Annotated in this window: 27 protein-coding genes and 2 pseudogenes; 18 read left to right on the forward strand and 11 right to left on the reverse strand. The window is 54.6% G+C overall.

What is annotated here, in order from left to right:
• Positions 1 to 190 precede the first annotated feature (190 nt).
• Together EPD59_RS02290 and EPD59_RS02295 are read right to left on the reverse strand one after the other, a co-directional pair.
• Positions 191 to 697 carry a DUF2314 domain-containing protein gene (locus tag EPD59_RS02290; RefSeq protein WP_133271377.1) on the reverse strand — a complete coding sequence of 169 codons (507 nt, stop codon included), beginning with the start codon at positions 695 to 697 and terminating at the stop codon, positions 191 to 193.
• A 105-nt stretch (positions 698 to 802) separates the two neighbouring features.
• A complete protein-coding gene (locus tag EPD59_RS02295; RefSeq protein WP_133271378.1) occupies positions 803 to 2,290 on the reverse strand; it encodes a DUF6056 family protein in 1,488 nt (495 codons plus the stop codon).
• Positions 2,291 to 2,417: 127 nt separating this feature from the next.
• On the opposite strand from EPD59_RS02295, the gene EPD59_RS02300 reads away from it, so the two are divergent.
• The 7 genes from EPD59_RS02300 (at position 2,418) to rimO (ending at position 7,961) form a co-directional block, all read left to right on the forward strand.
• Positions 2,418 to 2,600: a DUF5522 domain-containing protein gene (locus tag EPD59_RS02300; RefSeq protein ID WP_133271379.1), complete on the forward strand. Its 183-nt coding sequence runs from the start codon at positions 2,418 to 2,420 to the stop codon at positions 2,598 to 2,600.
• A 96-nt stretch (positions 2,601 to 2,696) separates the two neighbouring features.
• Positions 2,697 to 2,936, forward strand: coding sequence for a 50S ribosomal protein L28 (gene rpmB / locus EPD59_RS02305; RefSeq protein WP_133271380.1), 240 nt, complete (start codon positions 2,697 to 2,699; stop codon positions 2,934 to 2,936).
• A 96-nt stretch (positions 2,937 to 3,032) separates the two neighbouring features.
• Complete coding sequence (locus EPD59_RS02310; RefSeq protein ID WP_133271381.1) at positions 3,033 to 4,691, forward strand: aminopeptidase P family protein; 1,659 nt, start codon at positions 3,033 to 3,035, stop codon at positions 4,689 to 4,691.
• Positions 4,692 to 4,823: 132 nt separating this feature from the next.
• Positions 4,824 to 5,006: a 50S ribosomal protein L33 gene (rpmG, locus tag EPD59_RS02315; RefSeq protein ID WP_044510387.1), complete on the forward strand. Its 183-nt coding sequence runs from the start codon at positions 4,824 to 4,826 to the stop codon at positions 5,004 to 5,006.
• An 8-nt stretch (positions 5,007 to 5,014) separates the two neighbouring features.
• Positions 5,015 to 5,176: a DUF4295 domain-containing protein gene (locus EPD59_RS02320; protein ID WP_133271382.1), complete on the forward strand. Its 162-nt coding sequence runs from the start codon at positions 5,015 to 5,017 to the stop codon at positions 5,174 to 5,176.
• Between the two features lie 181 nt (positions 5,177 to 5,357).
• Positions 5,358 to 6,335 (forward strand): signal recognition particle-docking protein FtsY, encoded by a 978-nt coding sequence (gene ftsY, locus EPD59_RS02325; protein WP_133274570.1) that lies wholly within the window; start codon positions 5,358 to 5,360, stop codon positions 6,333 to 6,335.
• A gap of 309 nt (positions 6,336 to 6,644) precedes the next feature.
• Positions 6,645 to 7,961 (forward strand): 30S ribosomal protein S12 methylthiotransferase RimO, encoded by a 1,317-nt coding sequence (gene rimO / locus EPD59_RS02330; RefSeq protein ID WP_133271383.1) that lies wholly within the window; start codon positions 6,645 to 6,647, stop codon positions 7,959 to 7,961.
• A 131-nt stretch (positions 7,962 to 8,092) separates the two neighbouring features.
• Here the strand turns inward: rimO and EPD59_RS02335 are convergent, their stop codons facing one another.
• Complete coding sequence (locus EPD59_RS02335) at positions 8,093 to 9,271, reverse strand: acyltransferase family protein (RefSeq protein WP_133271384.1); 1,179 nt, start codon at positions 9,269 to 9,271, stop codon at positions 8,093 to 8,095.
• A gap of 196 nt (positions 9,272 to 9,467) precedes the next feature.
• Here EPD59_RS02335 and bshC point away from each other — a divergent pair, with 196 nt between their 5' ends.
• Complete coding sequence (gene bshC / locus EPD59_RS02340) at positions 9,468 to 11,045, forward strand: bacillithiol biosynthesis cysteine-adding enzyme BshC (protein WP_133271385.1); 1,578 nt, start codon at positions 9,468 to 9,470, stop codon at positions 11,043 to 11,045.
• Positions 11,046 to 11,114: 69 nt separating this feature from the next.
• Entirely contained in the window at positions 11,115 to 11,690 is a 576-nt protein-coding gene (locus EPD59_RS02345) for a 5-formyltetrahydrofolate cyclo-ligase (protein ID WP_133271386.1), read from the forward strand.
• Here the strand turns inward: EPD59_RS02345 and EPD59_RS02350 are convergent.
• From EPD59_RS02350 to mnmD, 3 genes and pseudogenes are all read right to left on the reverse strand, one after another.
• Positions 11,687 to 12,262, reverse strand: a complete 576-nt coding sequence (locus tag EPD59_RS02350; protein WP_133271387.1) for a GDYXXLXY domain-containing protein — start codon at positions 12,260 to 12,262, stop codon at positions 11,687 to 11,689. The genes EPD59_RS02345 and EPD59_RS02350 overlap by 4 nt on opposite strands.
• 21 nt (positions 12,263 to 12,283) lie before the next feature.
• Positions 12,284 to 13,485 (reverse strand): annotated as a pseudogene (locus EPD59_RS02355) (DUF2157 domain-containing protein).
• 126 nt (positions 13,486 to 13,611) lie between these two features.
• A complete protein-coding gene (gene mnmD / locus EPD59_RS02360; protein ID WP_133271389.1) occupies positions 13,612 to 14,316 on the reverse strand; it encodes a tRNA (5-methylaminomethyl-2-thiouridine)(34)-methyltransferase MnmD in 705 nt (234 codons plus the stop codon).
• 15 nt (positions 14,317 to 14,331) lie between these two features.
• On the opposite strand from mnmD, the gene EPD59_RS02365 reads away from it, so the two are divergent.
• The 3 genes and pseudogenes from EPD59_RS02365 (at position 14,332) to rlmN (ending at position 16,414) form a co-directional block, all read left to right on the forward strand.
• Positions 14,332 to 14,769: a thioesterase family protein gene (locus tag EPD59_RS02365; RefSeq protein WP_133271390.1), complete on the forward strand. Its 438-nt coding sequence runs from the start codon at positions 14,332 to 14,334 to the stop codon at positions 14,767 to 14,769.
• Between the two features lie 35 nt (positions 14,770 to 14,804).
• Positions 14,805 to 15,275, forward strand: a complete 471-nt coding sequence (locus EPD59_RS02370) for an energy transducer TonB (protein WP_133271391.1) — start codon at positions 14,805 to 14,807, stop codon at positions 15,273 to 15,275.
• Positions 15,276 to 15,348: 73 nt separating this feature from the next.
• A pseudogene (rlmN, locus tag EPD59_RS02375) lies at positions 15,349 to 16,414 on the forward strand (23S rRNA (adenine(2503)-C(2))-methyltransferase RlmN).
• 71 nt (positions 16,415 to 16,485) lie between these two features.
• On the opposite strand, the gene EPD59_RS02380 reads toward rlmN, so the two are convergent.
• From EPD59_RS02380 to EPD59_RS02390, 3 genes are all read right to left on the reverse strand, one after another.
• Positions 16,486 to 16,677 carry a hypothetical protein gene (locus tag EPD59_RS02380; RefSeq protein WP_133271392.1) on the reverse strand — a complete coding sequence of 64 codons (192 nt, stop codon included), beginning with the start codon at positions 16,675 to 16,677 and terminating at the stop codon, positions 16,486 to 16,488.
• Between the two features lie 38 nt (positions 16,678 to 16,715).
• Positions 16,716 to 17,642 (reverse strand): hypothetical protein, encoded by a 927-nt coding sequence (locus EPD59_RS02385; RefSeq protein WP_133271393.1) that lies wholly within the window; start codon positions 17,640 to 17,642, stop codon positions 16,716 to 16,718.
• Between the two features lie 84 nt (positions 17,643 to 17,726).
• Positions 17,727 to 18,755, reverse strand: coding sequence for a YihY/virulence factor BrkB family protein (locus tag EPD59_RS02390; RefSeq protein ID WP_240731582.1), 1,029 nt, complete (start codon positions 18,753 to 18,755; stop codon positions 17,727 to 17,729).
• Positions 18,756 to 18,880: 125 nt separating this feature from the next.
• Between EPD59_RS02390 and EPD59_RS02395 the strand changes: the two genes are divergently transcribed.
• The gene (locus EPD59_RS02395) at positions 18,881 to 19,711 is read left to right on the forward strand and encodes a hypothetical protein (protein ID WP_133271394.1); all 831 of its coding nucleotides are present in this window, start codon (positions 18,881 to 18,883) and stop codon (positions 19,709 to 19,711) included.
• 28 nt (positions 19,712 to 19,739) lie between these two features.
• On the opposite strand, the gene EPD59_RS02400 is transcribed toward EPD59_RS02395, so the two are convergent.
• Both EPD59_RS02400 and EPD59_RS02405 read right to left on the reverse strand, forming a co-directional pair.
• Positions 19,740 to 20,471: a DUF3891 family protein gene (locus EPD59_RS02400; RefSeq protein WP_133271395.1), complete on the reverse strand. Its 732-nt coding sequence runs from the start codon at positions 20,469 to 20,471 to the stop codon at positions 19,740 to 19,742.
• 128 nt (positions 20,472 to 20,599) lie between these two features.
• Positions 20,600 to 21,583 carry an NAD-dependent epimerase/dehydratase family protein gene (locus EPD59_RS02405; protein WP_133271396.1) on the reverse strand — a complete coding sequence of 328 codons (984 nt, stop codon included), beginning with the start codon at positions 21,581 to 21,583 and terminating at the stop codon, positions 20,600 to 20,602.
• 184 nt (positions 21,584 to 21,767) lie between these two features.
• On the opposite strand from EPD59_RS02405, the gene EPD59_RS02410 reads away from it, so the two are divergent.
• The 5 genes from EPD59_RS02410 to EPD59_RS22135 all read left to right on the forward strand — a co-directional run bounded on the left by EPD59_RS02410 (position 21,768) and on the right by EPD59_RS22135 (position 25,622).
• Positions 21,768 to 22,526: a patatin-like phospholipase family protein gene (locus EPD59_RS02410; protein ID WP_165963453.1), complete on the forward strand. Its 759-nt coding sequence runs from the start codon at positions 21,768 to 21,770 to the stop codon at positions 22,524 to 22,526.
• Positions 22,527 to 22,542: 16 nt separating this feature from the next.
• The gene (locus EPD59_RS02415) at positions 22,543 to 22,836 is read left to right on the forward strand and encodes a hypothetical protein (RefSeq protein ID WP_133271398.1); all 294 of its coding nucleotides are present in this window, start codon (positions 22,543 to 22,545) and stop codon (positions 22,834 to 22,836) included.
• A gap of 54 nt (positions 22,837 to 22,890) precedes the next feature.
• Positions 22,891 to 24,138 carry a glycine C-acetyltransferase gene (kbl, locus tag EPD59_RS02420; protein ID WP_133271399.1) on the forward strand — a complete coding sequence of 416 codons (1,248 nt, stop codon included), beginning with the start codon at positions 22,891 to 22,893 and terminating at the stop codon, positions 24,136 to 24,138.
• 189 nt (positions 24,139 to 24,327) lie between these two features.
• Positions 24,328 to 25,326 (forward strand): cation:proton antiporter domain-containing protein, encoded by a 999-nt coding sequence (locus tag EPD59_RS02425; protein ID WP_240731583.1) that lies wholly within the window; start codon positions 24,328 to 24,330, stop codon positions 25,324 to 25,326.
• Between the two features lie 20 nt (positions 25,327 to 25,346).
• The gene (locus EPD59_RS22135) at positions 25,347 to 25,622 is read left to right on the forward strand and encodes a hypothetical protein (RefSeq protein ID WP_240731584.1); all 276 of its coding nucleotides are present in this window, start codon (positions 25,347 to 25,349) and stop codon (positions 25,620 to 25,622) included.
• The last annotated feature ends 4 nt before the right edge of the window (positions 25,623 to 25,626 follow it).

Here is a 25,626-nt window from a genome sequence, read left to right on the forward strand (position 1 = left end):
CGCTGGGAAGGGTGTTGGGGGGCTTTTTGGCCAAGCTGCGCGAGAATAACAGGTAGGATAACCTAAACAGAAAAGCAGTGTTTGCGGCCGGCAAGCAGAACCCGGAAGATGTGGATATGAACTTCGCCGGCGTCGACGCGCTCAAAGAGTTGAAGAACATTCCGAAGTAGGAGAGGGGGTTGGTGCGCTGTTATTGTTGGAGAGTGTCAATGAGTTTGCCCACATAGTTGCCCTCCTCACTGCCATCCGGTTTTGCAATAGTCCAGTCCAGAATGGCTTTCTCAGGAAACACTATTGACTGATTTATTTTGTATTGCTGAACTACCCCTAGCTCGTTAGCAATAGTGCCCACTACTGTGGTATTCTCCCAGCTCGTGACGCGCACAAATACCTGTTCAAATTTTCCATCTGAGTCATAGATGCGGGTGGTAAGAAAGAAAGCTTCATCTGGTTTTAGGCCAAGGAGAAAACGCTTTTTAGCCTGAGGCAGCGTTTTGTGAGCTTGTTTAACGGCGAGTGCAATTACTTTTTCAAATGCTTTTAAGCCAGCACCCTCTTCTGTACTTGCAATACTTAATGGTTGGTCGGTTGGGGCATTTGGAGCTATAGGAGCCGTGTTCTTTTGAGCTGTTGCTTCTGTGGTAGCTAGGCAAATAAGCACTAGACCAATAAGTCTGGAAGCGGATTTAGTGAACATAAGGGAGAGAAATATGATAACTGAAGGCTAGAAGCGCATAAATGCAGTAGTTGAAGCAATTATATAGTATTTAATTTATATAAATATTAAATAAAGCCCCCCGCATTAATAATAGTGGAAATCGGGGTGGGCCTGAGGCAGCAGCGCTTTATCAACGACGATGCTTTTGACATCAAAGTATAGGGCCGTTTCAGTATTAATATAGTGGCCCGGCTCGGTGGTTAGCTCCCATTCCGTAATAAGCACTCGGTAGGGCCTGATACCTAAAAGCGGCTTTACCACAACGTGCTCCACACCTTTCGACCATGCTCCGCGCAGCTGGGCTTCGCGGGCCAGAAGCTGTTGGTCGTAGGACGGTGCGCTGAAAAGCAGCTCTTGCCAGGCCCGGCGCGGTATGCCTATCCAACTGAAAACACCAATATATAGTACCGGCCCCCAGCGTAATAGCCAAGTGGGTAGCTGCCACCGAATAGGGCGGGCGTGGTAGGTTAAACCAGCCCAGATACTCAACAGCCCAGCCGGGAAGAGAAACAACAGCAGGCCATTGATGGCGCGGTCGGGGGGCATTTGCTTCATCACGCCAATAAACAGCAGCATACTCAGCGCGTAGCTTATCAGCAGAAAAAAAGCCCCCCAGTACCAGGGAAGCCGGATAGTAGTGCCCAGCCAGCCCCGGCGCTGCCAATAAAAAGCCACGAGAAGCCCCAGCACCGTCGGCAACAGTAGCTTAAAGGCCAGGCCACGGCGCACCAGCAGCCGAAACATAGCATCGGGTGTGCCGGGTATTGCTCCTAGCACTTGCTGCATCAGATTGGCACCGTTCGCCTTCTGCGCATACCCTTCAAACTGCATGCGGACATAGTTGCCGGGTGCTATTACCGTAATTACGGCCACTACCAGTGTCAGCAGTAGCAATGCACCCCACCAGCGCAGTTGCGACCATTGGGCGCGGTACCAGCTGATGCCTAGCACAAGCGCCAAGCTTAGCAGCAGGTGCAGCAGCGTCATTTCATTGGCGGCCGCGGATATTACAGCACAGCCAACCGCAAGTGCTCGCCAACCAAGCCGACTCTTAACCTGAGCAGCCTGTCGGGCGCGTTCGGAAGCAATGAACACGAGCAGCAAGGTAAGGCCTGCCAGATGGTACACCACGGAGCCCGTAAACCAATAGATGGCCGAATACGGGTCAGGAATCATGTGCAGGTAAAATATCAGAAAAATTCCCGCTGCCACGGCGGCCTGCAAGCGCGGCAGCTGCCGCTGGCTAAGGGTGCGCAAACCCAAATAAATAGTCCCCAGCGTAGCGAGCAGGGTAAGGGCCGGAGTCCAGCGAAATCCATCGTACCAGCCATAAACCAGCGGATTGGCCGCCGTTACCAACAGAGAAGACGAAAAGCGCCCCGTCCAGCGCAGATACAGCTCTATCTGCTGAGCCCAAAGGCCGGTGGTGCGCACATTGGCGGCATTATAATAATCATCCATGAAGGGATGATTATAGTAGCTCAGGAGCAGAAAGGGTGTCACCGCTGCCACCGTTACTGCCACCAGAATTAGGTAAGGTAAACGGGAGGTGAGCCGAGTAAAAAGGGCCATAAGCAGGCTCAAGTCAGGCTGAGAGAGGCTATACAGATGAGCCGCGGCGCTATCCGTCGGCGTTCGAAGCGGGAAAGATACAACAAGCGAACCGTCGTACTTTTGCCCATCAGCTTGTTATTAGTTCATGCCCGCAACTCCGCAACCGCTCCATCCCGGCGACTTTTACTTCACGCCTGAGGGCTACATGGTGTTCACCGAGCAATACCACCGGCGGCGGGGCTATTGCTGCAAAAGCGGCTGTCGACACTGCCCATGGAGCTTTGGCCGCGAGAAAAAAAAGCCCCCCAGCGGCGCTACGGGCGGCTAACATGCTATTTTTCAGTGGGCCAGTTTGACGTTGTCGGACTTTTACCGATATTTGCGTCCCTTTTTCCAGTACTGAAACCTCTAAGTTCCTGATATCATGGCCCGAGTTTGTGATCTAACCGGCAAGCGTACCCGCGTAGGCAACAACGTGTCGCACGCCAACAACAAGACGAAGCGCAAGTTTTACCCCAACCTGCAGAAGAAGCGCTTCTATATTCCCGAGGAAGATGCTTGGGTTACGTTGAAAGTAGCTACCAGCACTATCCGCACCATCAACAAGAATGGCATCATGGCCACCTTGAAGAAGGCCAAGGAAAAAGGCTTCATCGTTTACTAAAGATTTTTCGGCAGTTTTAGGAGCCGAAAGACGCGACGGGTAAACTACCCGGCCCAAACGCAACGTTTGGGCGCTAGCCGCAGTCTTTCTTTTATTATGCCCCTATCCTTGCTGAAAAAAGCCCCCCGGCTGGTTCGTGTTGCTTGCGTAGCGACTCTGCTGGCGAGTTTTGTACCAGAGGTTAGCGCCCAGCGCGCCGCTGGCCCCGACCGCCCCGCCGATTTTATGGACCCCGCCTTTCACCGGCAACGGAGAGAGCTGCTGCGACAAAAGCTGCCAGCTCGCTCCGTTGCCGTTTTATTTGCGTCTCCCGTCCGCAACAGGGCCAACGACGTGGACTTTAAGTACCACCAGGACCCGGACCTTTTCTACCTCACTGGCTACGAGGAGCCGGATGCCGTGCTAGTTCTTTTCAAGGAGCCACAGACGGTGGGAGGGCAAAGTGGCGTAACGGAAGCGTTATATGTGCAGCCTCGCAACCCTAGGGCCGAACAGTGGACAGGGCGCCGCCTCGGGACGGAGGGTGCCAAGCAGCAGCTCAAACTGCAATATGTAGCCGACAACAAAGAATTTGCCGCTGCCAAACTGCCTTGGAGCAGCTTCGAGCAAGTTCTTTTCTTAGATCAGCCCCAGGATGCCCGCGATGATGCCAGCAACCCCGGCGATGTGTACAGCCTCATCCAAACCTTCCGCCAGGGGGCAAACTTTCCCGCCGACTACAATCCGAGTCGCAATGAGGCGTATGCAATGATTCGCAGGTACGCTGGTACGCCAGGTGCCGCCAACTTAGCTCCCTATCTGACTAACTTAACGCAAGAGCAGCCTCAACTGGGCTCCGACCGCTACCTGCAAGCCTATTTGAAAGCCAGCACCGACGACGCCCGCAAGCAAGCCGTTGCGGCCTTGCCCACGTCGCGCTTCGATGGGTCGGCTTTGTCGACTTTGTTGGATGAATTGCGGGAGATTAAGACTCCTGAAGAGATAAAGCACTTGCGGCAAGCCATTCGTATCTCGGCGGTTGGCCAGCAAGAGGTTATGAAGGCCATGAAGCCGAATATGACCGAGATGGAAGTGCAGGGCCTGCACGAGTTTGTATACCGGAAGTATGGGGCCGAATTTGAAGGCTATCCCAGCATTGTAGGCGCCGGCAACAATGCTTGTGTACTCCACTACACCGTCAACGATAAACCCCGTCTCGGCAACGACTTGGTACTGATGGACTGCGGCGCCGAATACCACGGCTACACCGCTGACGTAACCCGTACCATTCCTGCCACGGGTAAGTTTACCACGGAGCAGCGCCAGATTTACGAGTTGGTGCTAGCTGCCCAGCAAGCCGGCTTCGAGCAGTGCAAGCCCGGCAGCGCTTTTCGAGCACCAGACGAAGCAGCCCGGAAGGTGGTCACGGAAGGATTGCTTAAACTGGGCATCATTAAAGACGCCAAAGAAGCTCGACAATACTTCCCACACGGCACCTCGCACTACCTCGGCCTTGATGTGCACGACCGTGGTACTTACGGGCCACTGCGCGCAGGCAATGTTATTACTGTCGAGCCAGGAATTTACATTCCCGAGAACAGTCCCTGCGATAAGAAGTGGTGGAATATCGGGGTGCGTATTGAAGATGACGTGCTGGTAACGGATAAAGGCTGGGAAAACCTATCCAAGGAGGCTCCGCGCACCGTGGCCGAAATTGAAGCACTTATGGCTAAATCGAGCGTCCTAGATGACTTTAAGCTTCCGGAGCTGAAGTAGCTCTGAGCTGGAGTTTAAGGTGCATTTGCCTTAAGCCAAAGTAAAAAGTGGAATTTACATTGTGCTGACCATTTGGTAATTCCGCAAAGGCTCGTACCTTTGCAGTCCTTAATCCAAAAACCCCCAGTCGAGATGGCTAAGAAAGGAAACCGGGTGCAGGTAATCCTGGAGTGCACCGAGCACAAGAACTCGGGCCAGCCAGGCACCTCGCGCTATATCACTACGAAGAATCGTAAGAACACTCCTGAGCGCATTGAATTGAAGAAATTCAACTCTGTGCTGAAGAAGATGACCGTTCACAAGGAAATCAAGTAAGCTGAGCAATGGCTAAGAAAGTAGTAGCAACCCTGAAAGTAGCGGGCGGAAAAGACTGGGCTAAAGTCATTCGCGCCGTGAAGTCGCCAAAAACTGGCGCTTACACCTTCCGTGAGGAAATGGTGCTCGTAGACAAAGTACAGGAGTATTTGGCCTCCGGGACCAAGTAATCTGACGCCTTTGTGGCGTTCCTGTAGTAAGTGAAGAAGTCCCGCCAGCAGTGGGACTTTTTTGCGTTGTAGCGCGAAGCTCCAGCTTCGTGCGTCGTTGCCCAATTAGTTTAGCTAGCTTGTGGTAACTATTTGCATGCAACGATACGCGAAGCTGGAGCTTCGCGCTACTTCCTCACCCATGGGACTTTTCGACTTTTTCAAAAAGGATAAAGAAAGCAAAGAGCAGCAGGAGTCGCTGGACAAAGGGCTGGAAAAGTCTAAAACCAGCTTCTTCGATCAGCTCAGCAAAGCTGTTGTTGGTAAAAGCAAGGTAGACGAGGAAGTACTCGACGACCTAGAAGGGGTGCTAGTGCACGCCGACGTAGGCATCGACACTACGGTGAAGGTTATCAAGCGCATCGAAGACCGCGTGGCTCGCGACAAGTTTGTGAGTACCAGCGAGCTTGACCGTATTCTGCGTGAAGAAATTGCTGAGTTGCTTTCCGAAAACAACTCCGGCAGCGCCGTTCTCGACCGTCCTGATACGGGTGCCTACTCGGGGCCCTTTGTGATTATGGTAGTTGGTGTGAACGGGGTGGGCAAGACTACGACTATTGGTAAGCTAGCGCATCGCTTTCATTCAGCAGGGAAAAAAGTGGTGTTGGGAGCTGCTGATACCTTCCGTGCCGCCGCCGTGGATCAGCTTATTGTGTGGGGACAGCGTGTGGGTGTACCCGTGATTTCGCATGGCATGAACACCGACCCTGCTTCTGTAGCTTACGATGCGGTGCAGAAAGGCGTGGAGATGCAAGCCGATGTAGTGATTATCGATACGGCCGGGCGCCTGCACAACAAGGTGAACCTAATGAACGAGCTAAGCAAGATCAAGCGCGTGATGCAGAAGGTGATTCCCGATGCGCCCCACGAAGTGCTCTTAGTACTCGATGGCAGCACCGGTCAGAACGCTTTTTTGCAGGCGAAAGAATTTACTCGCGCTACGGAGGTATCGGCTTTGGCCATTACCAAACTCGATGGCACTGCTAAAGGCGGCGTGGTTATCGGTATCTCCGATCAGTTTAATATTCCCGTGCGCTATATCGGTGTAGGAGAGAAGATGACCGACTTGCAGTTGTTTGACCGGCATACGTTCGTTAACTCGCTGTTTTCTAAGAAGTAATAAAGGTCTAGAAAAAGCCCCCAGTGCTGCTCGTGCGGTGCTGGGGGGCTTTTTGCTTCATTCACGCAGCGAGATCATCCTATATAAGGCTGTAAGCAGATCAACTAGCCTTGCCTGTATGAAGTTGTTACTTGGTTTTTAGCATAGCATGGAAGGAGAGCAGGAGCCAATGCAGGCTATTGAACGTTCGGCCTAGGAAAAGGCGTTGGCTCGTACGTACCTTTGCGCTCCCATTTTCGCGACATGCGGCTAGGGGCCAATTCATTCAGGATTAGGCGCTTCAATCTCTTCCTGACATACCCAATTGACATGAAAGTAAAAGGCACTCGGGCCAATAAAGTAAACGTCATCACGCTGGGCTGCTCCAAAAATGTAGTGGACTCGGAAGTGCTGATGGGCCAGCTCCGGGCCAACCAGTTCGATGTAACGCACGAGGCGGCGACTAGTGATGCTAACATCGTGATTATCAACACCTGCGGCTTCATTGATAACGCCAAGCAGGAAAGCATTGATACCATTTTGCGCTACGCCGACGAGAAGGAAGCAGGCCGATTGGAAAAACTCTACGTAACGGGTTGCTTATCGCAACGCTATAAGTCGGACCTGGAAGTCGAAATTCCGCAGGTAGACGCGTATTTCGGTACGCTGGAATTGCCGCAATTGCTGAAGACGCTGGAAGCCGACTACAAGCATGAACTCGTGGGTGAGCGGCTGATTACGACGCCTTCGCACTACGCGTACTTCAAAATTGCCGAAGGCTGCAACCGACCTTGCTCGTTTTGCGCCATTCCGCTGATGCGCGGCAAGCACGTAGATCGGCCGATGGAAGACTTAGTGCGCGAAGCCAAGCGTTTGGCTTCTATGGGCACGAAGGAGTTGATTCTTATTGCCCAAGATCTGACTTACTATGGCTTACAGGCTTATGGTGAGCGGAAATTGGCTGATTTGCTCCGCAACTTGTCCGATGTGAACGGTATCGACTGGATTCGGCTGCAGTACGCGTATCCTTCGCAGTTTCCGCTGGATGCGCTGGATGTAATGGCCGAGCGCTCCAACATTTGCAAGTACTTAGATATGCCTCTGCAGCATATCTCGGATAACATGCTCAAAACCATGCGTCGGGGAATTAGCAAGCGCCGGACGATAGAGCTGGTAGATACCATGCGCCAACGCGTGCCGGGCATTGCCCTGCGCACGACGCTGATTGCGGGCCATCCCGGCGAAACGGAACAGGATTTCGACGAGCTGTATGATTTTGTGGAGCGCACCCGCTTCGATCGGTTGGGCATCTTCACGTATTCGCACGAAGAAAATACTCATTCGCACTCGCTAATTGACGATGTGGCTGCCGAGCTAAAGCAGGAGCGCGCCGACCAGATTATGGAGCTGCAGCAAGGTATTTCGATGGAGCTGAACGAGCAGAAAGTAGGGCAAACGTACAAAGTGCTGTTTGACCGCAAGGAAAGCGGCTACTTCGTGGGCCGTACGGAGTTTGACTCGCCGGAAGTAGACAATGAAGTATTGGTAGCCGCTACGCCCGACACCCACGTGCGCTTAGGCGACTTCGCGCCCGTGCTCATTCACGACGCTTCCGACTTTGACCTTTATGGTACGTTAGTGCGCTAAACCTAGCATTGAACCAGGTAGAAAAGCCCCCAGAGCCAGCTAAAACTTGCTCTGGGGGCTTTTTGGTGCATTTGACTACAAACGACCGGCTCCCATTAGGGCAGAATACCCTCACAGACAGATATCTCACGCTACTTTTTGCTGCCCAGCGAGGCCGGAGCTAAAATAGGCTCGGCCGCCGCCGGAATTGGCGCAGCGGTGCGCGACCGGCCTTTCAAACGGAGAAAGGGCGTCTCGAAGTAGCGGTAGCTTACCCAGGCCATAGCCGCACTGATCAGCAGTGCCAAGGCCGAGTAAACCAGCACGAAGCTCAGATCTTCAGGCCCGGGCCAGAAGCGGCGCACACCTATCAAAGCTATTTGCAGGCCGATGGGGTGGAGGCAGTAAAAACCGTAGGTAAACGTGCCCCAGTAGGTAAAGAGGCGGTTTCGGCTCATTTTGTAAAACGACTGGGTGGCATAGTTTTGCTCCAGAATAACAAATACAAAAAACAGCGCCAGCACCACGCGCCGCCCAGTAAGCAGCACAGGGCCGGTAAGCAAGTGCTCTTGCCCCAAGATCAGAGTAAAGCCTGCGACGTAGCCCAACACGATGGTCAGCCGAGACCAAGAACCTACCCAATCCCGAAAGCTGGGCCGGTGAAAGGCAAGCCACGCCGCGCCGCCGCCCATCACCAAATCGGACAGAACAGAGAACGTGTGCTGGTAGAGTACATCGCCGTCGGAGCGATAGAGGTAGCGGAAGGCCAGCGAAAAGACGATGAGCAGGATAAATAACGTGGGTCGGGCCTTGCGGAAGAGTAGCAGGAGCAGCGGCCAGAACAAATAGAACTGCTCCTCAATCGCCACTGACCATAACACACTCAGATTGAAAGCGGCCGCATCTATTCCATCGTGAAACAGCGCCATATTGGCCAGAAAGGTGAGATAATAGAGGGGGCTGGCACCTTCTACCCATTCCTGCCCCATCTTCGCTTTCAGTACGGGCATTACCAGAAAGCCGAAGGCCACGCAGGCGTAATACAAGGGCCAGATGCGCACAATGCGGCGGCGGTAAAAAGCGGGAATGTCGTAGCGGCCCCAGTTTTTCTCCTCCTCTAGAAGCAAGTAGGTGATGAGAAAGCCCGACAGCACGAAGAAGAAATTGACGCCTACGTGACCCGTGCTCAAAGCATTAAGACCATAGCGGTAGGCCGCCGTTGACTGCACCTCGGGGCTGGGAAGATTGATGAAACTGTGAATAAGAAAAACGGCCAGACACGCCACTGTCCGTAAGCCATCGAGGTTGGGAAAGTAAGGACGTGAAGCCATGTAGCGGAACTAAAAGGGAAAAGTGAGGCTAATTTACTGAAGGCCGAATACAGCGTCGATATAGTTCTACGAATAAAAATGGCTGGTATTTTGGAGGCAATACGGGCAAATTTGGGAGGTCGGCACGGGCAACTACGGAAATAGCCCGTTACTTTGTTGGGCTTTGCTGGTTAAACCAGCTTATCACACTCCAATCATGCACGTGACCACCCTCCCGTACGCCGCTACCGGTGCTTTTTCCGCTTTAGTTACCGATTACTTAGCCCAGCAAGCAGCGCTGAAGCCTTTCTATCACCGCTTCCCCACCTTGGAGGCCTTTGGTGGGCAAATTGAGGAGAAACAAGCCAGCTATTCTGCTGAAAGTCGGGAGCGGCTGGTGGCTGGTCTGCGGGAGCAATATAAAGAGGTGAATTTGCCCCCCAGCGTAGCGGCTAACCTTGAACTGCTGGCGCAGCCTACCACCTTCACGGTTACCACAGGGCACCAGCTAAACCTGTTCACGGGGCCTCTGTACTTCATTTATAAGATTATAACTACCGTTAAGCTGAGCCAGCAGTTGAAGGCGAAGTATCCGCAGTACGACTTTGTGCCGGTGTACTGGATGGCTACCGAAGACCACGATTTTGCCGAAATCAACCACTTTCAGCTCTTCGGTAAGCGCTACGAGTGGCAGGCTGAGAATGTAGGTGGTCCTGTTGGTCGGATGACGTTGGACGGGTTGGAGGAGAATGTGCTCAGCCAGTTGTCGGCGGATGTACCAGCCGCTTTTATAGAAGCATACCGCAAATCATCGACCCTAGCTGAGGCCACGCGTCTGCTTGTAACGGAGCTGTTTGGTGAAATGGGCTTGGTTTGTCTGGATGCCGATATGGCCGCGTTGAAGCAGGCGTTGGTGCCCGTGCTGAAACAGGAAATCAGTGCCCAGGCTTCCTTTAAAGCGGTGCAAACCACCAATGAGCAGCTTACGGCTGCCAATTATAAGCCCCAGGTGTATGCCCGCCCGGTCAACCTGTTTTTTCTGACTGACCAAGGCAAGCGCGAGCGGATAGAACCCGAAGACGACTCTTTTGTGGTGCGTAATACGGACCTGCGCTACAGCACGGAGGAATTACTGGAGCTAGTCGGTAAACAGCCCGAATGCTTAAGCCCCAATGTGGTGTTGCGCCCGCTGTATCAGGAGCTGCTGCTGCCCAATTTGTGCTACATCGGAGGTGGCGCGGAAGTAGCCTACTGGTTTCAGCTCAAGCAGGTATTTGCCGATAACAAAGTGCCTTTCCCAATACTGTTGCTGCGCAATTCGGGCCTATATGTGGGTAAGGCCAGTGCGGGCAAATTACGCAAGCTAGGCCTGACAGCTAACGACTTATTTCAGCCGCTGCCGGAGTTGAAAAAACAAGTCGGCAGTGCAATAGGCCAGGAGGAAGTGAGCTTGAAAGCGCAGCAAGAAGCGCTGGGGGGCATTTTTAAGGAGATAACCGACCTCGCGCAGCGCCTCGACCCTACGCTGGTTAAAACCGTAGCGGCCGAAGCTCAAAAAGCGGCCGCTGGCATCGGCAACTTGGAAAAGCGCCTGAGCAAAGCTGCCGAAAACAAACACGAAATTGTTTTTACCCAGCTTACGGCTTTGAAAGACAAGCTTTTCCCCAATGGCGACCTACAGGAGCGGGTGGAGAATGTGTTGAGCATTATCATCAACAACCCTGAGTTTCTACAGCAGCTTTTCGACGCCTTTGATCCGCTGGCGCTGGAGTTTACGGTGCTGGAGGAAGAGTAGACTTTCGCTTATCTACGAAGCGTGAGTTTGAGTGCTCAGGTCGCTTGGGGGCTTTTTGCTGATTCTTTTATGCTGAAAGCAGACATACGTCGCACCTTTTTAACTCGCCGCCGCACGCTAACGGAAGCAGAAGTAGAGCGGCGCAGTGCGCTGCTTAGCCAGCAGTTATTCGAGAGCTTTCCCATTGCCGACTGGCGTTGGCTGCATGTGTTTCTACCTATCGCGAAGCAGCACGAGCCGGATACCTGGCTAATTATTCACCGCATCTGGGCGGAGTTTCCGCTAGTGCAGTTGGCCGTACCCATAATGCAGGCCGATGGGCATACGTTGCGCCACTATCACCTTACCCCTGACACGCAGCTGGTTACGAATCGTTGGGGAATACCGGAGCCGGTTGGAGCGGAAGAAAAGCCCCCCACGGTCTTTGATGCTGTGCTGGTACCGCTGCTGGCGTGCGACTTGAGCGGCCATCGGGTAGGATATGGCAAGGGTTTCTACGACCGTTTTCTGGCGCAATGTCGGCCGGAGGCGCAGCGGATAGGCTTGTCACTGGAGCCACCCATTACCCAAGTTGTGGATGTAAACACTACTGATCAGCCGCTGACGGCTTGTATCACGCCCGAGCAAATATTCTGGTTTCGCTAAGGACGGGGCACACCTAAGCTGTCTGGCGCGACTATTTCTAAGCCCGTAATACGGGCCTGACCCCAGGGAGCAATACTAATATTGACGAGTAGTGGCTTCCGTGCCCCTCGCCGCTCCAACTCCTGACCGGTTCCTTCGGGTACGTAGTAGCGCTCCAGATTGTAGCGAATGCGCAGGTTGCGGCGCCAACGGTCGGCTACCCAGCCACGCAGCACCACTTGGTCGGCGGGTACGTCGGGTTTTTTTGCATACACGCGCACTGCCTCATACGCCTCTCCAGCCGGCCGAAGTACCACGTACACCGGGTCGCCGCGCCGTGGGCGCGGACCGGGCTCCCGCCACAAACTGGTGGGCAACTGACTAATGGAATAATTCAGCGTAACGTAGTCGCCGTAGAGGAGGTCGCGCGGGTCGATAGGGGTGGTTCGGAGCGTAATGACGCGGCCATAGGCCGTGGTAGCATAGCCCGCCGCCGCTACGGCCACAATAAATAGCACCTGCGCCAGAATCGTGAGTAGCAATAATCGCCGCCGACGCGCCAGTGGCACCTGATCTGATAAGAGCGAGAACATACGGGACGTGATTAAATGTGATTAGCGACTACTGGCGCGTGCATTGCGCCGCCGCAAATACCAACTCAACCCAAGTAATAGCACGCCGCCACACAGAAAGAAGAGCGACTTATCCATGAATTCCCAAGTCAGCTTGAAGTAAGCTACCATGGTAGTCAGGATAAACAAAATGGTCCCCAGCGTGATGCGGTCGGGGTTCTGCTCCACTTGCGCCCGCCACAGTACGGCTCCTGAGTAAGCGTAGAGCACGACCAAGGAAGCAATGGCTAGCGGCAAACCGCCTGGTAAATAAAAGCCTGGCAGCAGCAGCAGCCAATCGGTGGCACTGCCCATCCGGTCGCGGGTACGCTTGCCGGCCAGTGAAAGAGCAAATACGACTACGAGGGCCGCTACGTAGGCCAGCAATGGTGGCCGCAGCATGCCCGCGTAGCTGCCCACTTCCCCATAAAGCGCGAGGCCCAGCATAAATACAAAGGCCGTAATCAGGGGTGGCCCTTGCAGGGCGCGGCCAGCGGGGCGGTCGGTTTGCCAATCGCCAGCGGCGTAAATGAGCATCGCCGGCACGAAAAACCACGTGATTTTGGCGTGCAGATGCCCGATAAGCAAACCTGTTTGCCAGAGCAGGCCGCTAGCCAATACACCGCCCAGTAGCACATCGGGGCGGCGCCACCAGTAGTAGCCTAGTCCGCCCGCCGTAAGCACAGCCGCCGCGTAGCTGAAAGCGCCCAACTGGCCGGTGGTATAGCCCTGCACCACGCCCCCGATTACCACGGTGAGTACAAACAAAAACCGACTGCGATACAGATATGTGAGCAAGGTGCCTGCTACGGCCCACGCTACGAGCCCCGTCACGTCGTAACCGATGAGCTGGTACATCTGCCCGGTCAGGATGATGGCTGCTCCAAAGAGAATCAGGCCCAAGCCCACCAAACCGATGCCCACTGAGCTATTGCCCCGACGCAGAAAAAACTCGCCGCTGGCGTAAGCGCCTAAAAAGCCCCCAACAGCAGCCCAATCCGCAGCCACTCCGGTAGGCCCTGCCAGTTGGCCGCTACCAAACTCAACGCACTCAGGCCGACCAGCAAACTGCCCAGCAGCGGCAGCAAGCCAATAGCCCGCACATCTTCCGGGTATAGCTCCAGCAATTGTCGGTGCTGCTCGGGGGTGATAATCCCCTTCTTTACCCAGTCTGACCCATCAGTTTCGAGGAGTTTGCGGCTCATGTGGGCAAGTTAGAAAGTTTGGAGATTGACTAGTATAGAGAAGTAGCGGATGAACGGATATGGCCAAGATTTGCTGAGTCGATTCTTATAATCTTAGAACCGCAACAAGACGCGTCATGTCGCTTTTCAACTCAACTTTCTGGCCCGCGTCATCTCGCGCTTACCGGGCGGACCGGGAATTTTCTCCACTACCCATCCCGCCGCCTTCAGGCTGCGCCGGAAGCTGCCTTTAGCACAGTAGCTCGTCAAAATGCCCCCCGGCGCGGTAGCGGCAAATAGCTGATCGAACACGGCATCGGTCCACATGTCGGGTTGCTTTTCAGGAGCGAAGGCATCGAAATAAACCACGTTGTAATGCGCTGCGGGCAGGGCAAAATCCTGTAAGGCCGTGTGGAGCTTTCGTAAGGTGAAACGGGAAGTGATGGGCACGGCCTCATTCCAAGGCGCAGCATGCAGCTGATAGTGAAACTCCTGTAGCTCAGGGTTCAGGATGTAGCGCTCCACGCCCAGCGCAGCAACAACGTGGGGAGGGAGTGGATATTTTTCCAGCGTATCGTAGTGAATAAGCTGGGGCGCACTCAGGCCGCGCTGCAAGGTGAGCAAGGCATTCAAGCCGGTGCCAAAGCCGATTTCCAGCACTCGAATTTGCTCCCCCATTTCGGTCAGCGCTGGCTCCAGTGCCGCTGCCAGGTACACGTGCTGCGCCTCCTGCACGGCGCCATGGGTGGAATGATAATGCTCATTCAGCGCCGGCACGTACAAGGTGCTGGAGCCGTCCTGCGTCACTCTTACTTCTACCTTTGGCTCCGCGTGTAATTCCTCGTTGCTCATCTTTCTTAATCAAACATGACCCGCGTAAAAGTAGCTCTGCCCGATACATTCCCGCTTACTGTTCAGATTCCGGTCCGCATCACCGACCTCAACTACGGCGCCCACCTCGGCAATGACGCCCTGCTAAGCATCTTACACGAAGCCCGCGTGCAATTCCTCCAACATTGCCAGCTACCCGAATTCGACCCGGCTACCAAAACCGGCCTTATCATGGCCGACGTGGCAATTGAATACAAAGGCGAAGGCTTCCACGGCGACGTGCTGCACATTCAATTAGCCGCCACCGATCTGCACCGCTACGGCTTTGATGTGGTGTATTGGGTGAAAAACCAAGATGGGAAGGAAATAGCCCGCGCCAAAACCGGCATGCTGTGCTTCGACTATAACACCCGCAAGCTCCGAAATTTGCCCCCTGAAATGGAAGCGCAGTTTGGACTCGCACCTACTACGTAATGACTATCTTCAAGCTCTAGCTTTTACCTACTCCTATGCTTCCATTCACTCGAATTATTTGCCGGTTAACGCTGCTACTCGGCTTTGTAGCCGTCGGGTTAATGGTCCAAGCCCAATCTTCTCCAAAGAAGCCTGCTCAGGTGAAGCTGCCCATCGATTCTACCAAAGTATACACCTACGTAGAGCATATGCCCGTGTACTCAGGTGCTGGCGACATGAAGGGCTTAACTGCGGATTTTCTGCGCGAGTTTCAAGCTGCCAGCGCCAAAGGCGGCTGCTCACCACCAAACCCGGTTTTTGTCAGCTTCGTTGTTGGGCCAAGTGGTGGCATTTATGACGTTGCCAGTGTTAGTAACCTGTCAAACGTTTCGTATCCCAAGCTGTCTGCCACGTGTGAAGCGGCGCTGGTAAAGGCCAGTCAAAGCTTGTCCCGCTTTAAGCCTGGAATGCAGAATAACCGCCGCGTAGCAGTAAGATACATCTTGAAGTTGAGCGCCACGAAATAAGTCGTAACTCAATAATAGGTGCAGAAGTCTATATTCTGGAACCCAAGCGCCTGCTACGTTGTATCTTTGCCCTATGATATCCTTGCCCGTACTGACCAAGCGCGACATTCGCAAACTTACCCCGACGAGCTCAAAGCCTTTATGGTGGAGCACGGCGAAAAGCCTTTTCGTGCCAAGCAGGTGCTGGAGTGGCTCTGGAAAAATACGGCCTCCTCGTTTGAGGAGATGAACAATATCAGCTTGGCTACGCGCGAGCTGTTGGCCCAGCACTTCGTCATCAATAGCGTGACGGTGCAAAACCACCAGCTCTCCAACGACGGCACCATCAAGTCGGCATTTCGTCTGCACGATGGCAATATCGTGGAAGGCGTGCTTATTACGCACGATACGCGTATGACGGCCTGCATCAGCTCGCAGGTGGGCTGCTCACTTACCTGTAAGTTTTGCGCCACGGGCTACATGGAACGCAAGCGCAACCTCGACGCGGCCGAAATCTACGACCAGGTGGTGCGCATTCGGGAGCAGTGCGAAAGCCAGTACGGCACGCCGCTCACCAACATCGTGTACATGGGCATGGGCGAGCCGCTGCTGAACTACGCCAACGTGGTGAAAAGCGTGGAGCGCATCACCGCCCCGACGGCCTGAATATGGCCCCGCGCCGCATCACCATCAGCACGGCCGGCATTGCCAAGATGATCAAGAAGCTGGCTGATGATGATGTGAAAGCCAATCTGGCTCTGAGTCTGCACGCGCCCAACGATACCAAGCGCAACGAAATCATGCCTATCAACGAAGCCAACTCGCTGGCGGCGCTGAAGGAGGCCTTGCAGTATTATCACCAGAAAACCGGCCGCAAAGTCACCTACGAGTACATTGTATTCGAGAACTTCAACGACACGCTGGAAGATGCCGCCGAGCTGTACGCCATCAGCAAGTGGCTACCCTGCAAGGTGAACCTCATCGAGTACAACCCCATTGAAAACGCCGATTACCAAAACGCCGAAGCCGACAAGATCGTGGCCTTCCATAAGTTCCTGGCTGACCGCGGCGTACAAACCAACATTCGTCGCTCGCGGGGCAAAGACATTGATGCCGCTTGCGGGCAGCTAGCTGTGAAAGAGAAGCCAGTAGCCGCCTAAGTTAACCAACCACAAAAAGCCCCCAACAATAATTGGGGGGCTTTTTTGGCTTTCATTCTTCGTGTAAGCCGCTATTTTACTTTGCCAAATCGATAGGTGACTTCCAAATAAGCGGGCACAACTATTCCGTCTTCGCCGTCGGTACCGTACAAAATTCCAATGCTGCCGCTCAGCCGGGCGGCGGCTATGCGCAAGCCTGCCAAACCACCAAAGCCGCCATCAACGATGTAGGTCTCATTGAGAAGCGATACACGGCGTGACACGCGGGTAGCGCCACCAATTACCACTACCGGGCTGCTTTCTACTTCGCCGTCGGCGAATAAATAGCCGAGCCGAGCGTCACGTTATTGTCGGCGGTGCCGTAGGTGCCGAGGCCATAGCCTATGCCGCCCGTTTCGCCAAATACGCTGGCAAACAAAACACCCGCTCCCACGCTGAATTTCTCCGTCACGGCAACACCTACTTTGGGCGTAATAGCTAGAATATTCAGCCCTGCGCCCGGAAATAACCCCACTAGTCCACCAATGGATATGTTATTGGTAATGCCATAGTTGCCTCCCACGATGAAAATATCAATGTCCTGCACATAGCCCTCACCTTTTCGCAGGGTGCGGGCGGTAGGTGCGAAAAACAGGCGGGTGCCATTGCCAACTGGCTCCCAGCCTCTTCCGGCCTGGTCTGATGTCAGCGGCTGCATATTTTTTATGTTGGCCTGCTGCACCGTGATGCGCCCTACGTCCGTCGTCTGAAACTCGTATTCTCCGGCCCGCTGAGCTACGAGTCGGCCGATGAAGGAAGTGCCCGTGCGAAGTTCTACGGAATACATCTGACCCAACGAGTCAGGCGTGCCAATTGCACCCGCGGCAAGGCCAGGAGTAGCACTTAGCAACTTCTGGCGCTCTTCAATGCTGGCGCGCACGGCCCGGAATTCACTGACAGTAAAGGGGCGTTGCTTGATGCTGCCATCGAGCATGGTCGCTTGTAGCGTAATTGAGCTATCAGGCGTGAGAGTTTGAAGGAAACGGGCTTCCCGGAAGTCATCGAACGAGAAGAACGGAAACAGCCCGTACGTAACCTTCTCCTGCTTATCAATCGATTCGCCTACAATTGGGCTCACCGTCAGTACTCGAGTTTGGGAACTGGTAGTTTGCTGAGCTACTGCATATTGGGGCGTAAAAAAGCCCCCCAAGCCAAGCAGGAGCAATAGAAGACGGTAAAGTGATTTCATACAAACAAGTACATCAGGGCAGTGCCGTAAACGTACTCGTTTGCTTCAATATTTAAATACCACTAGGTCTGAATAATCAACCTTTTATTTTCGCCAAGTGCCCTGCGCCCGCGGGCGGCCCGTGGCAATTTCTTCATTTGACTCGCCAATGGGCACTTCGCTTACTCGTATGCGCACAGCATGGGCTTTGGGCTGTACTTTCTGCCCAAAAGCATCAGCAAATTCCTGCGTGAACTCGGCCCCGAAGAAGATAATCAGCGACGAGTAATTAACCCACAGCAGCAGAATAATAACGGAGCCTGCAGCACCATAGGCCGAAGCTGGTTCGGCCTGAGCGATGTAGAAGGCAATCAGAAATTTGCCGAGCACAAATAAGCAAGCCGTGATAAAAGCACCAATCCAGACATCGCGCCACCGGATAATGGCGTCGGGCAGGAAGCGGTAGATCAAGGCGAACAAGGTGGTAGTAATGGCAAGAGACAGCGCCAGATCGAGCAAGCGAATAAAAAACACCGCTACGCCGGGCAACAGTTGCTGTAGGTAATCGGTGAAGGCAGTAAGCACTGCGCTGACGACGAACGAGATAAGCAGGAGCAGAGCTACGCTCAGAATCAAGCCAAACGACAGCAAACGGTCGCGGACAAACTGCCAAATACCGTTGCGAGGTTTCACTTTCAGATTCCAGATGTCGTTGATGCTTTCCTGTAGCGTAACGAAAAATGTAGTGGCAGCAAAGATCAGGGTAGCAATACCAATGAGCGATGACAAGCCGCCTTGTTGAGACTGGTTGAACTTGTTGATGGAATCCTGAATGAACTTGGCCTCCTCAGCCCCAACTATACCTCTGATTTGCTGAAAAAGCTGGCCTGTAATGGCCTCAGCACCAAGGATCGTGCTGGCCGAAGTGATAACAATGAGCAGTAGAGGCGGGAGCGAAAATATGGTGTAGTACGACAGCGCCGCCGCGTGGCGAAACGAGTTGTTCTGCATAAATTCGCCAGCCGTAGATTTGAAAATGCCAACGATGTCGGAAAGGCGATAGGGCGTCATAAGAAAGGGAAAGCGAACGATAGGCTTGGAGTACTGGCTACTAGTACGGGCTGGAAGTGCCATGCGTTCGGTTGAGTGTTTCATATGGCCACCCACTCGTGCTTCTCGTATAGATGCGCCCGCACCTCAACTAGTCAGCAAAGCTCAACGCTAGGTCGGTTTTTTTCACATCTTCTATCTTCTTGTTAATGAAGGCTTTTTGTCCTTTCCTGCGCACCGTTGGCCTCAGCATGGTGATTGCTTTTTCGCTCTACACGATGAGTTGCCAACGCATTCGCGAGGTGGCTACTATCAGCGCTACGCCAGCTTATCCGGCCGGCCAGGGCTTCGACCTCGCTGGCTCCGACGAGCGTGCCATTGCCATTGCCGACACCGTGATGGCTCGCATGGGTGGCTATCAGAACTGGCAGAATACCCGCTACTTGGCGTGGAGCTTTTTTCGGGGTCAATACCAGATCTGGGACAAATACACCGGCGATTTTCACTGGGAGCAGGACAGCTTAGTGGCCAATTATAACCTGCTCACGCGCACTGGCAAAGCCTACAAAAGCGGCAAGGAAATAACGGACACACCTGGCGGTCAGGAGCTACTCGAAAAAATGTATCCGGTTTGGGTCAATAACTCGTGGTGGCTCATTATGCCCTTCAAACTCAAAGACTCCGGCGTGACGCTTACTTACCGCGGCTTAGGTACCACCTTCGAAAACGAGCCTGCCGACATCCTGCAAATGACGTTCAAAGACGTAGGCGTGACACCCGAAAACCGCTACGAGATTCGGGTGCTGCGCAGCAGCGGGCTCGTGCATGAGTGGTCGTACTTCGCTAAGGCCGATGATCCACAACCGACCTTTCGCCGCCGCTGGAGCGACTACGCCCAGCATGGCAACATACTGCTCGCCTCTGACCGCAGCGACCCTACCAAACCTGCGCGCATCACTGATATAGCTGTTCGCCAAACTGTTCCGGTCGGCATTATGGACAGCCCTGTGCCGGTGCAGAAGCTGAAAAGTTCACTATAGTTGGTGTTTGGGGGGCTTTTTTGGAGCTCTACGACTTCACAAGCTCCCACCGCAACGTCTCAATAGGAGCTTCGCGCAAGCGCGCCGATAGCTCCGCATCGTCCTGGAACTGAAGCTGAGCCAACATACTAGCCTCTACGCTCACGGTGAAGTGAGAAGCTGCAAAGGGCCAGGGCGTAATGGTCACGGGGCCATCGGCGGTTGGGCGGGTCACGTCGTAGCGCCTCCCATCGGGGCCTTGACTGATTTCGAGGGCTCGACCCATCTCCGGTAGCTCCCGACGACAGAGAATCAGGGAGAGTCGGTCGCACCACTGCATAAGGTCGTAGGCTTGTTGGGCATCGGCTTTATTGATGCCCAAGCCTTTGCGCCAGCGCTGCTGATTGGCTTTTTGCTCGTCTAGAAAAGCATCCAACTCCTTTTTTTGCCCCCTGAGTGCTTCGTATAGAAAGCTCAGATGCATACTGGTAAGTAAGCTGCGCCACTGGCCCTGAAATCGCGCGGCCCGAAGTACGTTGGTGGCCTGTTCCATGGAGAAGTCCACCATCGTGAAATCGGCGGGGGCACCAGTGGGGGTGAGACCATAGTGGCCGTCCCAGGGGCGCTGCTCGTCGTCGTGCTGGGCTATAGCTGCCAAGAGGCCTACCCAGCGGTCGGTGGGCCCAAACGGCGTCCAATGCCAAGCTATCTGCGCGGCTAATAGGGCGTGTGATTGTTGGTAAATAATCTGCCAGCCGTCGGCCGTATAGTTGACTATCATTTTCTCACAGCAGGTTCGCGCGGAGATACACGCATGTTAGCAGAGAACGGTCGTTGCAAAAAACAGTTTTACAACCACAAAAAAAGCCCCAGATAATTTCTGGGGGCTTTTTTTGTGAAATCAAAAGCTTAGCGACCTACAGCTACTTGGGGCTCAGCTTGATGAAGGTGTAAGAGCATATCGGCCGTCATTTTATCCAAGTCAAACTCGGGCTGCCAGCCCCAATCCTGGCGGGCGCGGGAGTCGTCGATGCTGGCGGGCCAGGAGTCGGCAATCTGCTGGCGCGAGTCGGGCTTGTAGGTTACCTCAAAATCCGGCTCGTGGCGCTGGATAGCGGCCGTAATTTCGGCGGGCGAGAAGCTCATGGCCCCGAGGTTATAAGAAGAGCGCACTTTGATTTGCTCGGCCGGAGCGTGCATCAAATCCAGGGTGGCTTTGAGCGCGTCAGGCATGTACATCATCGGTAAGTACGTGTCCTGCTGCAAAAAACACTCGTAGGACTGGCCGGCTACGGCTTTGTGGTAGATATCCACGGCGTAGTCGGTGGTGCCACCGCCGGGCAAGGTTTTGTAGCTGATCAGGCCAGGGTAGCGCAGGGAGCGTACATCGAGACCGTGGTTTTTGTGGTACCACTCGCACCACTGCTCCCCGGCCAGCTTGCTGATGCCGTACACCGTGCTGGGGTTCATAATGGTCAGTTGGGGGGTATTTTGGCGGGGCGTATCGGGCCCGAATACGGCAATGGAGCTGGGCCAGTACACCTGCGCTACTTTATACTTTACCGCCAGGTCCAACACATTCAGCAAGCCATCCATGTTCAGGCGCCAGCCAAACTCCGGGTTCTTCTCCGCCGTGGCCGACAGCAACGCGGCCAAGTGGTAAATCTGCTTGGGGCGATACTGCGCAATAATGGCTTCGAGGCGAGAGCGGTCGAGCACGTCGAGCAACTCGAAGGGGCCGGCCTCTTGTAGCTCCGGTTGCTTGGGCAGGCGCACGTCGGCGGCAATGACGCGGTGAGCGGCGTAGCGCTGGCGCAGGGCGTGAGTGAGCTCGAAGCCGAGCTGGCCGCAGGCACCAATAACGAGAACGGTATCGCTGGGAGTGGTTTCCATGCTGAGAAAAGGGGAATGTGGGTGGGGTGGGACTACAAAGATACCGGGTCGGGCGGTTATGCCAGTAACTTGCCCGTCAGCAAGCATAGCGGCACTCGCTCCGCAACTCCCGTGCCCAGCCCAAGCTCATCAGACAGATGCAACCGCTTTTGTCTACTTTTGGGTAACCCTCAAACAATACTGTATGCGGCGTTTTGTCCTGCTACTGGCCTTTTATTGCTGTATCGCCTCTGTGGCGCAAGGCCAAGCGGCCGCCCCTGTTATCTACCGCAACTTAGTGATGGAAGGCGGGGGCATTCGGGGCATTGCTTACGGCGGCGCGTTGGCTGAATTGGAAAAGCAAGGGGTACTGGCGGGTATTCAGCGGGTTGGCGGGACCTCGGCGGGCGCCATTCAGGCGGCGTTGCTGGCCGTAGGCTATTCACCGCAGGAGATTATCGAAGTAGTAAATAATACGCCTGTGCAGCGTCTGAATGATGGTCGCCTGATATTTTTTGGCGGTAGCACGCGCTTACTCAAACAGTACGGCTGGTACCGCGGCGACCAGTTTGCGAAGTACCTCAGCGACTTAGTGGCCCGCAAAACCCAGAATCCCAACCTCACCTTAGGTCAGCTTCACGCGCTAGCCCAGCAAGGTAAAGGCCGCGACCTGTACGTGACAGGCACCAACCTCACTACCCAGCGCACCGACGTATTTAGCTACGAAACCCACCCGAACCTGCGGGTGGCCGACGCTGTGCGCATCAGTATGAGCATTCCGCTGTACTTCCGGGCGGTGCTGCTTGATGAACAAGGACAGGTAGTCCGCAAGCCAGCAAAAGATCAGAAAGTAAACGTGTTGGTGGATGGTGGACTGCTAGCCAATTATCCGCTCAACCTGTTCGACCACGCTCGATATTTGCCCCCGGCGCTGCTACACCAGACGCTGGGGGCTTTTTATTAACCCCGAAACCCTAGGCTTGCGCCTCGACCGGGCCGAGCAGATTGCATTTGATACCCAGCCCGATGGCCGCCGCCAACTAGCGCCCTACGACATTCATGATTTCGGCAGCTACATGGGCGCATTTTATACCTTGGCCATCGAAAATCTGAACCCCACGGCGGCCACCGACTGGCCGCGCACCGTTAGTATCAATACGTTGGGGTTCAATCCCAAGATCAAGCAGGTATCGGCGGCGCAAAAGCAGTCGTTGGTAGATAGCGGCCGACAAGGAGTGCAGGATTTCTTTGCACGAACGCAAGCCAAAAAATAACGGAAATTGCCCCCGGTTTCTGTGTAGTAATTGACATTCAACCTTTCCCATCCTATGTATACCACCCTCCAACCCGACCTCGAAGCCCAGCTGGCCGATATCAAAGCCAACGGTCTGTTCAAGAAAGAACGCGTCATTACCTCGCCTCAAGGCGCAACTATCAAAACTAATGAGGCTGGCGAAGTGCTGAACTTTTGCGCTAATAATTACCTGGGCTTGTCGTCGCACCCCGAGGTGATTGAGGCGGCCAAGGCGGCTATTGATAGCCACGGCTACGGCATGTCGTCGGTGCGCTTTATCTGTGGCACGCAGGACATTCACAAGGAGCTGGAGCGCAAGCTGGCTGATTTTCTTGGCACTGAGGATACCATTCTGTACGCGGCGGCTTTCGATGCCAACGGCGGCGTATTCGAGCCGTTGTTCAATGAGCAGGACGCTATTATTTCCGATGCCCTGAACCACGCTTCCATTATCGATGGTGTGCGTTTGTGCAAGGCCCAGCGCTACCGCTACACACACAACGACATGGCGGATCTGGAAAAGCAACTTCAGGACGCCACCGCTAAAGGCAGCCGTCACCGCATCATCGTCACCGATGGCTCCTTCAGCATGGACGGTACCATCGCCCGCCTCGACCAGATCTGTGACCTCGCCGATAAGTATCAGGCGTTGGTGATGGTAGACGAGTGCCACTCGACGGGCTTTTTGGGCAAAACAGGCCGTGGCACCCACGAGCTGCGCGGCGTGATGGGCCGCGTGGACATCATCACTGGCACGCTGGGCAAGGCACTGGGCGGCGCCATGGGCGGATTCACTACGGGCCGCAAAGAAATTATTGAAATGCTGCGTCAGCGCAGCCGTCCGTATTTGTTTTCTAACACGCTGGCCCCGGCTATTGTAGGCGCATCATTGCGCGTGCTGGAGCTACTGAATGAGAGCACGGAACTGCGCGACCGGCTGGAAGAAAACACCAAGTATTTCCGCGAAAAGATGACTGCCGCTGGCTTCGATATCAAGCCCGGCGAGCACCCTATTGTGCCGGTAATGCTGTATGATGCCAAGCTAGCTCAGGAATTTGCGGCCAAAATGCTGGATAAAGGCATTTATGTTATCGGGTTTTACTACCCCGTAGTGCCCCAAGGCCAGGCCCGGATTCGGGTGCAGCTGTCGGCCGCGCACACCCGCGAACATCTGGATAAGGCCATTGCGGCCTTTATCGAAGTTGGTCGGGAGTTGGGCACGCTGAAGGATCGAAGCGCCGCCCAGCCCGAAGCCGGCCAAGTAGTTACGAATACCCCTTAATCGACCGTAGTCAAGATAAAAAAGCCCCCGGATACTTTCTGGGGGCTTTTTTGTGCTTCTGTTGGTTTGTATCCCGCTCTCGCTTTCGCCCGAATAGGGAATTGCCTAGTTTGGACCGCCGCTACTGCCGAGGATAGCCGAACGCATAACGTTCTGCGTAAGTGACCACCTAGGCCTTTCGCAGTTTCTATGTTAGTATACAATATTGCCCTCGTCATGATGGGCGTGGCCATCCTGGGCGTAGCGTGGCTGCCGTCCTTGCTGGAAAAATATCCGCTTTCATACCCCATCCTGTTCATCGGGCTAGGTATGGCTGCCTATTCGTTGCCCCTCGGCTTGCCGCCCGCCGATCCTTTTGCGCACCCTAAGCTGGTCACGCACTTGTCGGAGTTGTGCGTGATTGTGGCGCTGACTGGCACCGGACTCAAAATTGACCGTCCGTTTTCATTTGGCACCTGGCGCACTCCCATCCGACTGGTATTGGTGCTGATGGTGCTTACTATTGCCGGTATCACGGTAGCGGGCATTACCCTGGTCGGTTTGGCTTTACCCTCAGCGGTATTGCTGGCGGCCTGCCTGGCGCCCACCGACCCGGTATTGGCCGGTGATGTACAGGTGGGCGACCCCGGCGAAGGTCGCGAAGACAACGTTCGCTTTGCCCTCACCGGCGAAGCGGGCCTGAACGATGGGCTGGCTTTCCCTTTTGTGTACCTAGCACTGGCCCTGCTGCCGGCGGCAGAATCCTTATCTGCCCGTCTGATTGAGTGGGCCTGGATGGACCTGATTTACCGGATAGGCGCAGGCGTGCTGCTGGGCTGGCTATCGGGCTTGTTGCTATCCTACCTGATATTTAATCTGCCCAAAACGCTCAGCATCAAGCCCAGCGCCTATGGGTTTGTGGCGCTGGCTGTCACGCTTACCAGCTATGGCATAACTGAGCTGGTGCACGGCTACGGGTTTCTGGCCGTATTTGTGGCCGCCGTTACACTGCGAGGGCGAGAGCGTAAACATGAGTATCATAAGCAGATGCACGCCTTCACCGACCAAATGGAGCGTCTGCTGATTGTGGTTATTCTGATTCTCTTTGGTGGTGCCATCATCGATGGATTGCTGGCGCCGCTTACCTGGTCGGGTATGCTGATTGGCTTATTGCTGGTGCTGGTGCTACGGCCTCTGGGGGCTTATTGACGCTGCTGGGGGCCCGAAAGGTGAATGTAGCCGAACGTAGCGTAATTTCCTTTTTCGGAATAAGGGGCATCGGTTCTATTTTCTACCTGGCTTTTGCGCTGGAAAAGGCTGAGTTTCCGCAAGCGCGGGAATTGTGGGCCATTCTGGGCTTCACAATGCTGGTATCTATTAGCCTGCATGGCGTGCTGGCAACGCCGGTGATGAATTGGCTGGACCGTCGCCACGGCCGAAAAATTGCCGCCGAACTCAGTGAGTCCGAAGAAGATGAGGAAGTTAAAGTAGCTACGGTTGAGTAGAAAA

The sequence above is a fragment of the Hymenobacter radiodurans genome (assembly GCF_004355185.1).
In the GTDB taxonomy this organism is placed as follows: Bacteria; Bacteroidota; Bacteroidia; order Cytophagales; family Hymenobacteraceae; genus Hymenobacter; species Hymenobacter radiodurans.

What these genes read in the sequence shown, in the direction of transcription:
- EPD59_RS02290 (WP_133271377.1), bottom strand. Translation starts at nt 697, where the DNA reads ATGTTCACTAAATCCGCTTCCAGACTTATTGGTCTAGTGCTTATTTGC.
- EPD59_RS02295 (WP_133271378.1), bottom strand. Translation starts at nt 2,290, where the DNA reads ATGGCCCTTTTTACTCGGCTCACCTCCCGTTTACCTTACCTAATTCTG.
- EPD59_RS02300 (WP_133271379.1), top strand. Translation starts at nt 2,418, where the DNA reads ATGCCCGCAACTCCGCAACCGCTCCATCCCGGCGACTTTTACTTCACG.
- rpmB (WP_133271380.1), top strand. Translation starts at nt 2,697, where the DNA reads ATGGCCCGAGTTTGTGATCTAACCGGCAAGCGTACCCGCGTAGGCAAC.
- EPD59_RS02310 (WP_133271381.1), top strand. Translation starts at nt 3,033, where the DNA reads ATGCCCCTATCCTTGCTGAAAAAAGCCCCCCGGCTGGTTCGTGTTGCT.
- rpmG (WP_044510387.1), top strand. Translation starts at nt 4,824, where the DNA reads ATGGCTAAGAAAGGAAACCGGGTGCAGGTAATCCTGGAGTGCACCGAG.
- EPD59_RS02320 (WP_133271382.1), top strand. Translation starts at nt 5,015, where the DNA reads ATGGCTAAGAAAGTAGTAGCAACCCTGAAAGTAGCGGGCGGAAAAGAC.
- ftsY (WP_133274570.1), top strand. Translation starts at nt 5,358, where the DNA reads ATGGGACTTTTCGACTTTTTCAAAAAGGATAAAGAAAGCAAAGAGCAG.
- rimO (WP_133271383.1), top strand. Translation starts at nt 6,645, where the DNA reads ATGAAAGTAAAAGGCACTCGGGCCAATAAAGTAAACGTCATCACGCTG.
- EPD59_RS02335 (WP_133271384.1), bottom strand. Translation starts at nt 9,271, where the DNA reads ATGGCTTCACGTCCTTACTTTCCCAACCTCGATGGCTTACGGACAGTG.
- bshC (WP_133271385.1), top strand. Translation starts at nt 9,468, where the DNA reads ATGCACGTGACCACCCTCCCGTACGCCGCTACCGGTGCTTTTTCCGCT.
- EPD59_RS02345 (WP_133271386.1), top strand. Translation starts at nt 11,115, where the DNA reads ATGCTGAAAGCAGACATACGTCGCACCTTTTTAACTCGCCGCCGCACG.
- EPD59_RS02350 (WP_133271387.1), bottom strand. Translation starts at nt 12,262, where the DNA reads ATGTTCTCGCTCTTATCAGATCAGGTGCCACTGGCGCGTCGGCGGCGA.
- mnmD (WP_133271389.1), bottom strand. Translation starts at nt 14,316, where the DNA reads ATGAGCAACGAGGAATTACACGCGGAGCCAAAGGTAGAAGTAAGAGTG.
- EPD59_RS02365 (WP_133271390.1), top strand. Translation starts at nt 14,332, where the DNA reads ATGACCCGCGTAAAAGTAGCTCTGCCCGATACATTCCCGCTTACTGTT.
- EPD59_RS02370 (WP_133271391.1), top strand. Translation starts at nt 14,805, where the DNA reads ATGCTTCCATTCACTCGAATTATTTGCCGGTTAACGCTGCTACTCGGC.
- EPD59_RS02385 (WP_133271393.1), bottom strand. Translation starts at nt 17,642, where the DNA reads ATGAAATCACTTTACCGTCTTCTATTGCTCCTGCTTGGCTTGGGGGGC.
- EPD59_RS02390 (WP_240731582.1), bottom strand. Translation starts at nt 18,755, where the DNA reads ATGGCACTTCCAGCCCGTACTAGTAGCCAGTACTCCAAGCCTATCGTT.
- EPD59_RS02395 (WP_133271394.1), top strand. Translation starts at nt 18,881, where the DNA reads ATGAAGGCTTTTTGTCCTTTCCTGCGCACCGTTGGCCTCAGCATGGTG.
- EPD59_RS02400 (WP_133271395.1), bottom strand. Translation starts at nt 20,471, where the DNA reads ATGATAGTCAACTATACGGCCGACGGCTGGCAGATTATTTACCAACAA.
- EPD59_RS02405 (WP_133271396.1), bottom strand. Translation starts at nt 21,583, where the DNA reads ATGGAAACCACTCCCAGCGATACCGTTCTCGTTATTGGTGCCTGCGGC.
- EPD59_RS02410 (WP_165963453.1), top strand. Translation starts at nt 21,768, where the DNA reads ATGCGGCGTTTTGTCCTGCTACTGGCCTTTTATTGCTGTATCGCCTCT.
- kbl (WP_133271399.1), top strand. Translation starts at nt 22,891, where the DNA reads ATGTATACCACCCTCCAACCCGACCTCGAAGCCCAGCTGGCCGATATC.
- EPD59_RS02425 (WP_240731583.1), top strand. Translation starts at nt 24,328, where the DNA reads ATGTTAGTATACAATATTGCCCTCGTCATGATGGGCGTGGCCATCCTG.